Source organism: Streptomyces sp. NBC_00075, from assembly GCF_045041225.1.
GTDB lineage: Bacteria > Actinomycetota > Actinomycetes > Streptomycetales > Streptomycetaceae > Streptomyces > Streptomyces adonidis.
Genome location: NZ_CP108243.1, coordinates 11,704,985 through 11,717,763, shown reverse-complemented (window position 1 = coordinate 11,717,763; position 12,779 = coordinate 11,704,985). Strand labels below are relative to the sequence as shown.

General features: G+C 67.6%; 13 protein-coding genes and 1 pseudogene. 2 read left to right on the top strand and 12 right to left on the bottom strand.

What is annotated here, in order from left to right; all coding sequences use genetic code 11:
• Window positions 1-541 precede the first annotated feature (541 nt).
• Together OG787_RS51575 and OG787_RS51570 are read right to left on the bottom strand one after the other, a co-directional pair.
• Window positions 542-1,250, bottom strand: a pseudogene (locus tag OG787_RS51575) (IS256 family transposase); the annotation flags it as partial.
• A 244-nt stretch (window positions 1,251-1,494) separates the two neighbouring features.
• Window positions 1,495-2,109, bottom strand: a complete 615-nt coding sequence (locus tag OG787_RS51570; RefSeq protein ID WP_405533848.1) for an alpha/beta hydrolase family protein — start codon at window positions 2,107-2,109, stop codon at window positions 1,495-1,497.
• Between the two features lie 1,266 nt (window positions 2,110-3,375).
• Between OG787_RS51570 and OG787_RS51565 the strand changes: the two genes are divergently transcribed.
• Entirely contained in the window at window positions 3,376-3,651 is a 276-nt protein-coding gene (locus OG787_RS51565) for a hypothetical protein (RefSeq protein WP_405533849.1), read from the top strand.
• Entirely contained in the window at window positions 3,648-5,315 is a 1,668-nt protein-coding gene (locus OG787_RS51560) for a sodium:solute symporter family transporter (protein WP_405533850.1), read from the top strand. Before OG787_RS51565 ends, OG787_RS51560 begins: the two co-directional genes overlap by 4 nt.
• 79 nt (window positions 5,316-5,394) lie before the next feature.
• Here OG787_RS51560 and OG787_RS51555 read toward each other — a convergent pair whose 3' ends face one another.
• The 10 genes from OG787_RS51555 to OG787_RS51510 form a co-directional block, all read right to left on the bottom strand.
• Entirely contained in the window at window positions 5,395-5,643 is a 249-nt protein-coding gene (locus OG787_RS51555; RefSeq protein WP_405540814.1) for an ATP-binding protein, read from the bottom strand.
• Window positions 5,543-6,922: a sensor histidine kinase gene (locus OG787_RS51550; protein ID WP_405533852.1), complete on the bottom strand. Its 1,380-nt coding sequence runs from the start codon at window positions 6,920-6,922 to the stop codon at window positions 5,543-5,545. The genes OG787_RS51555 and OG787_RS51550 overlap by 101 nt, the downstream gene beginning before the upstream one ends.
• The gene (locus tag OG787_RS51545; RefSeq protein ID WP_405533853.1) at window positions 6,919-7,662 is read right to left on the bottom strand and encodes a response regulator transcription factor; all 744 of its coding nucleotides are present in this window, start codon (window positions 7,660-7,662) and stop codon (window positions 6,919-6,921) included. The genes OG787_RS51550 and OG787_RS51545 overlap by 4 nt, the downstream gene beginning before the upstream one ends.
• Window positions 7,663-7,690: 28 nt before the next feature.
• Window positions 7,691-8,269 carry a hypothetical protein gene (locus tag OG787_RS51540; protein WP_405533854.1) on the bottom strand — a complete coding sequence of 193 codons (579 nt, stop codon included), beginning with the start codon at window positions 8,267-8,269 and terminating at the stop codon, window positions 7,691-7,693.
• Entirely contained in the window at window positions 8,256-8,987 is a 732-nt protein-coding gene (locus OG787_RS51535) for a hypothetical protein (RefSeq protein WP_405533855.1), read from the bottom strand. The genes OG787_RS51540 and OG787_RS51535 overlap by 14 nt, the downstream gene beginning before the upstream one ends.
• Window positions 8,988-9,017: 30 nt before the next feature.
• Window positions 9,018-9,878, bottom strand: a complete 861-nt coding sequence (locus tag OG787_RS51530) for an ArnT family glycosyltransferase (RefSeq protein ID WP_405533856.1) — start codon at window positions 9,876-9,878, stop codon at window positions 9,018-9,020.
• Window positions 9,879-9,924: 46 nt separating this feature from the next.
• Window positions 9,925-10,839 (bottom strand): GtrA family protein, encoded by a 915-nt coding sequence (locus tag OG787_RS51525; protein WP_405533857.1) that lies wholly within the window; start codon window positions 10,837-10,839, stop codon window positions 9,925-9,927.
• 19 nt (window positions 10,840-10,858) lie between these two features.
• The gene (locus OG787_RS51520) at window positions 10,859-11,104 is read right to left on the bottom strand and encodes a glycosyltransferase (RefSeq protein WP_405533858.1); all 246 of its coding nucleotides are present in this window, start codon (window positions 11,102-11,104) and stop codon (window positions 10,859-10,861) included.
• A gap of 136 nt (window positions 11,105-11,240) precedes the next feature.
• Window positions 11,241-12,110, bottom strand: a complete 870-nt coding sequence (locus OG787_RS51515; RefSeq protein WP_405540370.1) for an IS5 family transposase — start codon at window positions 12,108-12,110, stop codon at window positions 11,241-11,243.
• 231 nt (window positions 12,111-12,341) lie between these two features.
• Window positions 12,342-12,776: a hypothetical protein gene (locus tag OG787_RS51510; RefSeq protein WP_405540369.1), complete on the bottom strand. Its 435-nt coding sequence runs from the start codon at window positions 12,774-12,776 to the stop codon at window positions 12,342-12,344.
• Window positions 12,777-12,779 lie beyond the last annotated feature (3 nt).

Below are 12,779 nucleotides of genomic sequence, written 5' to 3'. Positions count from 1 at the left end.
ACGCGCCGCCGCTACGCGGCGGGCCAACTCCCTTGCTCCGCAAGGGAGTTGATGGATCGTCACTCCGTGACGATCGGCCGAATTGCTCCGCACTGTCCAGGGAATTCCGCTCCGCGAATTCCACAAAAGCGCACCTGTTGGGTCCGGTGCGGTCTGGTGTGACGACTGGTCAAATGCTCTCGTATCCGCTTCCGTTGAAAACGTCTCATTTCCTCGGGGCGGATTTCCAAATCCCCTTTCTGAACTCTAATCTGCCTTTCCTTCAATTCCATCCGCTATTAAAATGATGACGCGCCATACGAGTCAGGCTCGTCGCGCCTTCCGGAAATCCGTGGCCGGAACCCCTTCGCATTGAGGATGGGATCCCGTGTCGAAAGAAGTGGACGTATCCACTACGGCGACCCCGGTTTCGCCGCACCCGAACACACCTCCGTCCACGCACTGCACCAGGCAGGCCTGCCGACTCAGCCGTCCAAGGTGCTCCGTCGAAGGAACCACCTGCCGGCGTCACCGCTGACGGGAGTGTAAATCTAACGGCGGATCCGACGATCATGGGAGAGACGTCAAGCTGGACGTTCTCCAGGCCACGGGCCCGCAGGCTGCGCAGGAACTTCGTCCAGAACGGCTTCGACTCGCTGTCGCCGACCATCACACCGAGGATCTCGCGGTGCCCGGTGGCGGAGATGCCGGTCGCGATGACCACGGTCTGCGAGGCGATCCGGTGATTCACGCGGGCCTTGCAGTAGGTGGCGTCCAGGAAGACGTAGGGGAAGACGGTGTGCTCCAGCGGCCGTTGCTTGAACGCGGTCAGTTCCTCGTCCAGCTCACCGCAGATCCTGGAGACCTCGGACTTGGAGATCCCGCTGTCCGCGCCGAGTGCTTTGACCAGGTCATCCACGCTGCGGGTGGAGACGCCGTGCACGTATGCCTCCATCACCACGGCGAACAAAGCCCGGTCGATCCGCCGCCGGCGTTCCAGCAGCGACGGGAAGAACGACCCGCTGCGCACCTTCGGGATCTTCAGGTCCAGGTCACCGGCCTGCGTGGTCAGCACGCCTCTCCCGGTGCCCATTGCGCCAGGTCGTGCGCGTCTCGGTGTGTTCACGCGGCCAGGCACCGATCACATCGGTGGCCTCGGCCTCGATCAGCTCCTGCAGAATGCGCTCGCACACCACCCTGATTGCTTCAACTCCGTCGGCCCGACGTAGTGACTCCAGCAGCCGCATCAGCTCAGACTGGGACAAGGCCATCACGTGCTCCTCAGGTCGAACTGCCCGTTCACCAAGGAGACTTGCGCGATGGCCTGCCCTTGTTTCAGGGAGCACGCCCCACCAGCAGACGCACGCCCCGGGCAGACACCCGCGCGTTCCGGGACCCTGCCCGGCTACACCACTTCATGAGACGCGATCCCTTGAAGCAGGGCAACTACTCGCAACACTGCGGGCAACCGCAAACAGGGGCTATGGACGCACGGCCAGGTCGATGTCCAACACGTCACCTGCCCGCAGACGACAGCTGGTGGCGGTCGATCCATTCGAACATCAACTCAAGCACCTGGGGCATCTTGGAAGCGGCGCAATGTCCGGTGTCCGGAAGCAAGTGGACTTCCGTGTCCCGACGGCCAACGAAGACAAGGGTGTCCTGCTGTGGAACATGGACATCACCGGCACCATTGATGACCAGCATCGGCACGTTCGCGTTCAGGTTGAGCAGCGGGCGCAGGTCGAACGGCGGCCAGATCCGGGCCAGTTGCACATCATTCGGTTCATGTTCGAACCCCAACGCATTGCCGACGCTGCCTTCCATGCCATACGCGAAGGTCCGATCCCGGGCGAATGCCGCTTCGATGGGACCGCCGATGACGATCGCCGCGTCGACGTCCCCCGCCAGGCCCGAGCAGGCCGAGAAGTGACCGCCCATCGATATGCCGAGATGCAGGACGCGCCCGTTGCCCAGCGCCCGTGCCTCGATGGCCAGGGCGCGCACCAGGTCAGCGCCGTCCTCCGAGTCCATGGGGCCGGCACATTCACCCGTGCCCGGAATGTCGAAGGCCAGCACGCCCATACCGGTTCGCAGGGCGACCGCCTCGAAGAGCCCGTGGAGATCCATTTTCCAGGTGTCCACTCCACCGCTGGCGAGCAGGACGGGGGCATCACCTGACCAGCCCGGCGGAGTGAGAAAGTGCGCGGGTACAGCGGTGACCCCTCGCCGCAGGGCAGCTGGACGGCCCGGCGCTGAAACCCGACCTTGAAACCTGGAGCGGCAAGCAGGTATTGCTTGAGCTGCCGCTCCAGCGCCGTGCGCTTGGCGTCGTCGGCCAGCGTGGGAAATTTCGCCCATCCGTAGGCCAGCGCCGCAAGCTGATGCTCACCAAGCTCCGCATATCCGGCGGCCAGTCGCGACCGCTCGTACACCCAGCCGCCCGGCTCGTCGAGCCACATGTCAGTGACCGTCGATCGGACGGTGTCGACGTCCGCGGAAGGCAAACCGTTGTTCACCATCTGCCAGTACCGCTCGACGAACAGGTCCTCGGGGGCGACCTTCCACCGGTAAGGCATGCGGAAACCTACTTCCCAAACAACACTGATACAGGACCTTTGCTTTGGATACCGCAGGGAGCACGCCGCTGGCCCAGTCGGGACAACGACGTCAAGCCTGCTGAACCGTCGGCCGGTCGGCGACCGAGACACACGGGTGAGGGGTGACCTCCTGACGGAGAAACACGCATGCGCCTGACCGGGAGCGGCCTGCTTCCCCCGCCTCGGCGATAGCGGGCCTCCGCCACGACACCCGGCGTCAGCAGGAAGTGCCTCCGATCCACCCATGACGAAGAGGCCATCGCCGCCGCGGACACGGGAGCGGAAGGGGTCAGCACGGTGAAGCAAGTAGGAGCCCGAGGTTGCGGCTCGGACGAAAGCTGCCGCTCTGTCACACAGGTCCTCCTCACCCCGGCCAAGGGCTGGTTCCACGCATCCGACCGGCTCACCGGTCCTCGACAGGGGGGCTCAGCTCTCAGCGCTGGTGATACATCCACTCCACATCACCAGACACTGTTGTCCCGCTTAGCAGAACTCAAGTTTCACATCAGAGGACATTGACAAACGCTTCCGGTATCGTCTGCGCCTGCGTCGACACCTCGCCGGCGGCTCTCCGCCGCGTTTGCCGCCGCCCCGGCCGTCCGGCCACCAGGCGCTGCCGCCCGTTATCTAAGCGCTGCCCTGCGGCTCGGGGTCGGCTTCCAGAGCGGCCGCCGACCGACCCACACCCGACCAGCACGTGAAGGTAGCGATGCGACTCTCGGCTCAGCCACCAAAGCACCACAGGTTCCCCGATCACACCGCCCAGTCGCCGCTGTCTCAAGCGCGTCGACGGGCAGTGCACCTGGACTTGGCCTACCTCGTACCCAACGCCCTGTGCTTCGGCACTGCGGTGACCCTGATCGCGCTCCCTGGCGATCTGCTCGCCACGCGACTGTTCAGCACCGACATGACTGCGGGCCTGTCGCTGTATCTGCTCCAGGCAGTGGCCCTGCTGGCAACGGCCCGCCGCTTCGACCATCGCTGTGCACGCCTGCTGGATCCGCTGCAGCACGCACCCGCCGAGGCGAACGCGACCGCCGTGCCCGTCCAGCAGATCGGAGGGTTCAGATGAATCACAGCAGCACCTTCCTCGCGGCGGCGGCCGATGATCCCTACGCCTTGGTCCTCAGCTCCTTCATGCTCTTCATGGTTCTCGCCCTCTTCGGCTCGGTCTTCGCGGGCCTGCGCGGAGACTCTCCGTCGGAGTTCTACATCGGTGACCGGCAGGGTTCGGCATTGAAGAACGGCCTGGCCTTGGCGGGATGCTATGTCTCCACATCTTTGCTGCTCAGCGTGACCGGTGTGGTGGCAACCGTCGGCTTCGACGGCATCACCGCCGCGACCAGCGTGCTTCTGTCGATGGGTGTCCTCCTTCTGCTGGCACGCCCTCTGCAGCTCAGCGGCTCCCTGACACTCGGCGACCTCTTCTCGCTCCGGGCGCCGGGCACCGCGCCTCGGGTGGCCGCCGCGGTGGCCACCCTCGCGGTCACCGCTCCGTACCTCGTGGCTCAGCTCATGGCCGCCGGAAACGTCACCGCGGCACTCCTCGGGTTTTCCGGCATCGAGGTGCAGCAGATGTGCACCCTGATCATCGGAGGCCTGGTGGTCACCTGCGGCATGCTCAGCGGCGCCAAGGGACTCACCGTGATACAGGTGATCGCCGCTGCTGTCACGCTCGCGGCCATGACCTTCGCGTCCCTGGCCGTGCTCCGCCTCTTCCACGGAGATGTCGGCTCCCTGCTCACCGCTGCCGACGCGCACAGCACCCGTCCCGGCCGGTATCTGAGTACCGGTGGCCTCTTCAACGTCGGACCGACACCACGTCTGGACATCGCCGCGGGCCAGGTCATGACCGTCCTCGGCGGCGTCTGCATGCCTCACGTCCTCAGCCGCGTCTCTGCGGCAAAGGACACCGCCACAGCACGCCGCTCCGTCCGGTACGCGACCGGTGTCGTCGCGCTCGTGTGTGTCACCGTGGTCATTCTGGGCATGGGAGCGTCGGCCCGAGTCGGTGCTGACACCATTCTCTCCGGACAGTCCAATGCGGACGACTCACTGATGCTCGTGGCCAGCAGTCTGGACGACCGGCTGGGAAGTGGCACTAGCCGTCTGCTTTTCACCGCGCTCGCCTGCGCGATCTTTCTCAGCGTGCTCGCCGTCGTGGGCGCCACCACGCTGGCAGCGGCCGCCGGCCTGGCCCGGGACACGTACCACCATCTCGTTCAGCGCAGGCAGTCCGACCCCACGCGTGAACTGATGGTGGCGCGCATAGCCGTCCTGCTCTTCGGTGTCCTCGGCATCCTGCTCGCCGTACTGGCGCAGGGACGCTCCGCCGCTTTCCTGGCTCAGCTCGCCACGGCAGTGGCCGCGTCGACCGTGGCCCCGGTTCTGCTCTACACGTTCTACTGGGACCGCTTCAACCGAACGGGCCTGCTGTGGGCCGTGTACGGCGGAATCATCCTGAGTGGCGGCCTGGCGGTGTTCTCGCCCTCCGCCTCAGGCAGCTCTCAGGCCTTCTTGCCGAACGCCGACTTCGCCTGGTTCGACCACAGCACCCCGGTTCTGGTCTCCGTCCCGGCCGCCTTCCTGCTGGGATGGGCGGGCAGCCTCGTGGGGCACCGTCGAGCCCACAGACACCCGGCAGAGGACGCATCGGTGACCAGCGCTGTCCTGCTCGTCGGGCGGACGGCCGCCACAGCGGTAGCAGCTGGGCGGCGACCCGAGCGAAGTGACTGAGCAGGGGCCTGGGTACATCAGGGTGACCCTCTTCGCCACCCACCTGCGGGCCGGCGCACAGTGGCAGGACCGGCGGCGATCAGCCGGAGACGCCGCTGGATCGCCCGTCCGAACGCCCCGCGGGGAGGACGAGGCGGAAGGTACATCCCCTGCCCGGCGCGGTGTCGAGTTCGAGGCGGCCACCGTGGCCTTCCGCGACCGCGGCGGCGATGGAGAGGCCCAGGCCACTACCACCGTGGGTGCGAGAGCGGGAAGGGCCAGCACGGTAGAAGCGCTCGAAGACGTGCTTGGCGTCCTGGGCCGTGAGCCCGGGCCCGTCGCCCGCCACTTCCACCACGCCGGCGGGCGTGCCGTCCGGCAAGGGCGGTGACGACCCCCGGGCGGTCGGTTCCGCAGGTGTCCACGCCCACCCGGGTCTCGCCCACCCTGACGTGGACCGCAGTGCCGGCCGGGGTGTGGACACGGGCGTTGGACAGCAGATTGTCGACGATCTGTCTCAGTCGATGGGGGTCGCCGACGGCCTCGACCACATCCAGTTCGCCGTTGCCCGCCGGGTCGGACAGGGGGCCCAGATCGACCGGATGGCTCGCTCCGTGCAGGGCGGCGGTCCGCACGGCGTCCGCCGCCAGGGAGAGCAGGTCCACCGGGTTTTTGTCGTACGACGGTTCCCTGTCCAGCTGGGCGAGAAGTTGGAGGTCGTCGACGAGGAGGCCCATCCGCTCCGCGTTCTGGGCGATCAACTGGTGGGCCTCGTTCTGCTCATGGGCCGACAGACGCTCCCGGCGGAGTGCGAGCTGTGCGTAGCCCTGGATGGCGGTGAGCGGAGTGCGCAGTTCGTGGCCGGCGTCGGCGACGAAACGCCGCATGCGCGCCTCGGATGCCTCCCGTTCACGGAGCGCCAACTGCAGCCTCTCCAGCATGGAGTTCAGCACCCGGCCGAGCCGGCCGATCTCGGTGCGCGCATCGATGTCGGGGAGTCGCAGATCCAGTTGCCCCGCTCCGATGCGCTCGGCGGTGTGCTCCATGCGAGTCAGTGGGAGCAGACCCAGTCGTACCACCCAGCGGCCCAGCGCGAGCAGGGCGGCAACGGTGACGACCAGCAACACCGCGTTCAGCCAGAGAATCTTGGACGTGGTGGCGTCGACGGTGTCCAGCGGCAGAGCCACGACGGCGTGCATGTCCTCCGGACCGGAACTCAGCAGAACTCTCCACCGGCTGTCGCCGCTGACGGAAGCGACCGTCCCTGGACGGCCGACGTGCAGACCGAGCTGCGCCACCGAATCCCCGATCCGTGGACCCGGCTTGCCGTCGGCACCGAGCGACATGACCATCCGCCGACCGGAGCCGTCGTAGAAGTAAACACGGAAGTCGGAGGGCAGGACGTCGGGACGGTCCCCGGGGTTGTTCTCCTTGAGAGCCTCGCAGTAAGCCGGTCCGGGTGGGTGGAAGTCCGCCAGTTGCTGGTCGACCCGGTCCAACAGCCATGAGCGCAGCACCACGAACCCGATGACCTGGGAGACGACGACGGCGACCGTCGCCAGCAGCGCCGCCGCCAGGATCAGGCGCCGCCGCAGGGACCCGGGGATTCGGGGCAGCAGCCGACTCACTGCTCCGCCGTCCCACCCGGCTCGCGTGGCAGCCGCAGGCAGTAGCCGATGCCGCGCACCGTGTGAATGAGTGGCGGCCCGAGGCGGTCGACCTTCTTGCGCACGTACCTCACGTAGGTCTCGACGATCCGGGCATCTCCGGCGAAGTCGTAGCTCCACACGTGATCGAGGATCTGAGCCCTGGTCAGGACCCTGCCCGGGTTGGCCAGCAGATAGGCGAGCAGCTCGAACTCGGTCGGCGGCAAAGGAACATAGTGCCCGGCGCGGTGCACCTCGTGAGCGCCCTCGTCGAGCTCGAGGTCGGCGTAGCGCAGCACGGTCTCCGCGATGAGCGGTTCCGAACCCTGGACGACCGTGCGGCGCAGGATGGCCTCGATGCGGAGCAGCACTTCGTCGATGTGGAACGGCTTCGTGACGTAGTCGTCGCCGCCGGAGCTGAGCCCCTTGATGCGGTCGTCGACGTCGATGCGGGCGGTGAGGAACAGCACGGGTACGTCGTTCCCGGCCGCCCGCAATCGTTGTGTGACCTCGAAGCCGTCCAGGTCGGGGAGCATCACGTCGAGCGGTACCAGGTGCGGCTCCCGTCGTTGGATCTCGACGAGGGCGGACTGGCCGTTCTCCGCGGCGCTCACCTCGTATCCGGTGAGCCGGAGGGTGGACTCCGACAGGGTGCGGATGCTGGGTTCGTCCTCGACCACGAGGAGCCTGTATCGCGCCCTGTCCGCGGGCTGCTCTGTCATCGTGCGGTGCGGTCCGTTCTGTTGCCGTTCACCGAGCGGCACAGTCGTAGAGCATCGAGGCGCCGAAGGGCGCCGCACTGCCCGTCTTCTGCTGAGACGTCTTGCTGCCTCCGTACACCGACGCCGCGACCTTGGTGCAGCTCTTGGAGATCCACTCCGAGCGGTCAGTGGCGTTCTCCTGCGACATGCCGGGCCTCGTCATCGCTCCACCGCCGGCGTTGTCCGATCCAACGACGTATCGCAGCTCACCGTTCCCGGTCCATTTCTTCAGCTGGTCGACCGAGGGCGCGTCGTCGGCGCCCATGAAGCCGCCCATGCCGATCACCGTCTCGTCACTGTTCAGGATGAACGCGTTGGTGGCCATGGCGCCGCCTGACACAGCGAGCTTGATCCGGGCCTTCGGTGAGTGCTTGACGGCGTAGTTGAGCATCTTGCGCTGGTCGGAGGTGAGTGCCGAGCCGCTGGAACCGCCGAATCCGCCGGACATCGCGCCAGGTCCACCGGGGAAGGCGGGCAGACCGCCGGAGGCCGAGCCTGAGCCACCGGACGCACCGGGCATGCCGCTGGGGAGGCCGCTCGGCATACCGCCCTGGTCACCACCGGGCATCCCCGACGGCATCCCCGACGGCATTCCCGACAACCCCCTGATTCCCAGACGAGCCCTGCCCAGGTATGCCGGACATTCCGAAGGCCGACAGCGAACTCCTCAGTCCCGCTGTCGGGTTGGCGCCGCCCATGAGATTCGACGAAGCCGACACGTTCGCCGCCCACGCCCCCGGTGCCACGAGCATGGACACCACCGCGGCAGCCGCCCCTGCCAGGAGCAGGTTCCCACCGCGCCGGGGCAGAAGGAGTGCGATCGCCGCGCAGCCGATCAGCAGCACGGGCCAGATCAGCCACCCGTTCCAGTCCGGCGTACGGCGGACGAGAACCATCGCCCAGCCGGCCGTCACCGCCACGGCCGCCGCGCCGACCCAGGGAGCCCACGTCACGCCGGCTCGGTGGACACGGATCAGGGTGGCCAGCATCCCGCCGCACAGGGCGGCGATCGCCGGGGCCAACTGGGTGGTGTAGTACGGGTGGAAGATGCCTTTCTGCGTGGAGAACACGGCCACGCACACGAACAGCCAGCTCCCCCACAGCAGCCAACCCGAGGCGGGCAGCACACCGGACTGGTCCAGTCGCCCGCGGCGGTACAGGACTGTGCACACCACCGCGAGCGCCAGGGCTACGGCGCAGGTCGGCAGCAGCCAGCTGATCTGTCCGCCGACCTGGGTGTTGAACATGCGGCCGAGACCCGCCTCGCCGCCGAATCCCCCACCCATACCGGCCATGGCCTGCGACGAGCCGTCGCTTCAGCCGAAGACCCGGCCTAGCCCGTTGTAGCCGACCACCAGGTCCCAGGCCGACCCATTCTCGCTGCCGCCGATGTAGGGCCGGCCCCCCGGCCAGAGCGCCACCATCACGACCCACCACAGTGAGGACACTGCCAGCACGGCGCCCGCGGTCAGCAACCTCCACACCCGTGCGGCCCATGCTCCCCCTCCCCCCCCACGAGCCAGGCGAGGGCGAACGCGGGGACGACCATCCAGGCCGCGAGCATCTTGGCGAGGAACCCGCACCCGATCAGGAACCCGCTCGCGCACAGCCACCAGGTCACCGCCCGGCCCTCGGCCTGCAAGGGCACGGGTGAGCGCGTACGCCGCCGACACCAGCAGCAGGACGAGCAAGGTGTCGGGATTGTTGTCCCGATTGATGGCCACGGTGATGGGGGTGAGGGTGAGCACCACGGCGGCCAGCAGTGCGGCCTGCTCCCCCGCCCAGCGGCGCACGGTGCGGTGCAGCACGAACACGCCGGCCACGCCCTCGATCACCTGCGGAAGGATCAATGCCCACCCGTGCAGCCCGAAGATCTTGCTGGTGATGACCTGGGGCCACAGCGCGGCGGGCGGCTTGTCGACCGTGACGACCCCGGCCGGGTCGTAGGAGCCGAAGAGGAAGTAGGTCCAGCTCTTCCCCATCGACTTCACGGCCGCGGAGTAGTAGCTGTTGCCCCAGCCCAACGAGCCGAGCGCCCAGCCGTACAGCACGGCTGCGACGAGCAGGATCGCGCCGAGAGCGGCCGGCGCCGCCCAGGCGGGCAGGGAGCGAGGAGGAGTTTGCGAGGGACCGCCAGACACCGGCGTGACGGACAGGGTCCGGTGGGACTCGTTCATGGACGGGATTCAGCTCTCGTCAGAAGTCTCGGTGGCGGGGCCTGGGTCAGGCGGTGGTCTTGCGGCGGAAGACAGCGAGCCGCAGCACGGCGAAACGGACGGCGGTGACCGCGACGGACGCGGCGGCCAGGACGGCGCTCTCGGCGGCCGCCGAGGCCCCGGGGTCGGTGTGCTTGAACCACAGCACCGCTCCGGAGGTGACCATGTAACCGAGTAGGAACAGGGCGCCCGCGCCCAGATGGGCCCGCGCGGGCCGGGTTCCGGCCTGCCGGAAGGTGAGACGGCGATGCGCCTCGGTGTTCAGCCCCGTCAGGATCAGCAGCGACACCAGGTTGGCGGCAGCGGGCTGCCACCAGCCGCGCAGCAGCCAGTACAGCAGCGCCTGCCCGATGGTGGAGGCGATGCCGATCGCGATGAAGCAGCCGATCTCCCACGACAGCACGCCCCGCCCCGTGGGCGGTGCGAGGACGGCGTCCGGGTGCTCGGCGGCCGGTGCGGGGCGGCGGGGCAGTTCGACGCGGGCGGCGCCGGAGGCCTTGAGCCGCGCCATCCGCCACAGGCCCTTGAGGTCATCGGTGGCCGTGCTCACCACGTCGACCCTGGTGTCGACGTCCTCCACCCAGTCGACCGGCACCTCGTGGACGCGCAGCCCGTTGTGCTCGGCGAGCAGCAGGAGTTCGGTGTCGAAGAACCACGCGTCGTCCCGGGTCACTTTCAGCAGAGGGCGCAGCACCTCCGTACGGGCGGCCTTGAATCCGCACCGGGCGTCGGTGAAACGCACCCCGTGGGTGAGCCGGATGATGCCGTTGTAGCAGCGGGAGACGAACTCGCGGCGCGGCCCGCGCACGGTACGCGCACCCGGCGCCAGCCGACTGCCGATCGCGATGTCGGAGTGCCCCGTGGCGAGCGGGGCGACGAGCGGCAGCAGCCCGTCGAGGCCGGCGGACAGGTCCACGTCCATGTAGACCACGATGTCCGCGTCACTGCACCCCCACACGCTGCACAGGGCAAGTCCACGGCCCCTTCCGGTCCAGGTGCACGGCGTCAACGCCAGGCAGTTCCTCCGCGAGGCGGCGGGCGACGGTGAGCGTGCCGTCTGTGCTGGCGTTGTCGGCGACGGTGACGCGCCAGGGGAACGGAAAGCCCTCGGTCAGCCGTGCATGCAGGGTACGCAGGCAGCCGGGCAGAGCGCGTTCCTCGTTGTAGACGGGCACGACGATCTCCACGCTCGCCGTCCCGGAGCCGGCGTAGGCGGGCCCACCAGGGGATTGGAAAGAGACGGTCCGGCCGGGGCTGTGCGTGAAAGCCGTGCTGGGGGGGCGAATGACATGGCTTCCTCAGAGGTCGTTTTATCCCACCGTTTCATCCCGGGATGCGGATTTGATCCGGTGATGTCGGGTCGCGCCAGGAGATGGTGGACTCGCCGGTGAGGCGGCGGGCCATCAGGTCGGTCATCGCGAGGTGGATCATGGCTTCGGAGCGAGCGGGGAGGGTCTCGTAGTCGCGGGCCAGGCGGCGGTGGAACATCAGCCAGCCGTAGGTGCGCTCGACTGCCCACCGCTTCGGTATTGGGATGAATCCCCTGGTCCCGGGGATGCGTTGGACGATTTCCACGTCGATGCCGAGGGCGGCGGCGTGCTCGACGAGGTGCTGGCGGTAGCCGCCGTCGACCCATACCTTGCGGATGCGGGGGTGGGCGGCGGCGACGTGTTCGATCAGCTGGGTGCCGGCGATGGAGTCCTGGACGCTGGCCGCGGTAACCAGCACCGCGAGCAGCAAGCCGATCGTGTCGGTCACGATGCTCCGCTTGCGGCCCACGATCTTCTTCGCGGCGTCCGTGCCCTGACCGGAAGCGGGGACGCTGGTGGAGGTCTTGACGCTCTGCGCGTCGATCACGCAGGCCGACGGCTCCGCGTTTCGCCCCTCCTTCTCTCGCAGCAGGGCGCGCAGTAGTCCGGTGAGCTGGGAAAACACGCCGTCTTTCTGCCACTTGGCGAAGTAGCCGTAGACCGTGGCCCAGGGCGGGAAGTCGTGCGGCAGGTAGCGCCACTGCATCCCGGTGCGGTCGATGTACAAGATCGCGTTCATGATCTCGCGCAGGTCGTGCTCGGGCGGGCGGCCGATGTCCAAGGCATGCCGCCGCCGCTCGGCCCGCCAGGCGGCCAGCACTGGCTCGATCAACACCCAGCGGGCATCGGACAGATCACTGGGATAGGGGCGACGCTCAGCCATGACCTGGACATACCGCCGGTGAGCGTGTGCGCCCAGGCGTGCGGACGCGGCCGTGGAAGCCCGCTCCCGCGCCGACGCACTTTGGGATGAGACAGGCGCAACTTGCACCCCGCCTCAGCTGTCACCCCATCCGACCCTCTCGACTCAACCGCGCCAGCAGCCTCACCGGCACAGCAGCCCTACACCCCAAAGACCAGGAAATAACTGGGCATTCAAGATGAAAACAACCTCTCAGAGATACTCACGCGCAAGGGCCGGGTGCGCGAGTTCAGCTAGCCGATCCCCGCGGTGGCCGATTCTTCGCGCCTCGCGCAACCTCGTATTCAATTGTTCGATGCTGTGCTCCAGAGCACGCCGACGGCGCAGTACGTCTTCCTTTGCGGCCTCAATTGCCGCGATCTCTGGTGGGACGGGAACCGGGTCGTCGATCAATGCGAGGATATCGGATGGAGCGGACACACACCCGTCGATGTCATCCATCTCCCATATCTGAACTCGGGCGTTTCTCGCCTGGTTGGGGTTTTCCCGAAGATACTTGGTGAGCAACCTGCGACCATAGTCGCTTGCGGTGCCGGTGTGTTCCTCTATGTATTCGGAATCGATCGCCTGCCATACAGTGCCTTCAATGTCCCGCACTTCAATTCGTGCGCGATATCTCGTCGTCAATGT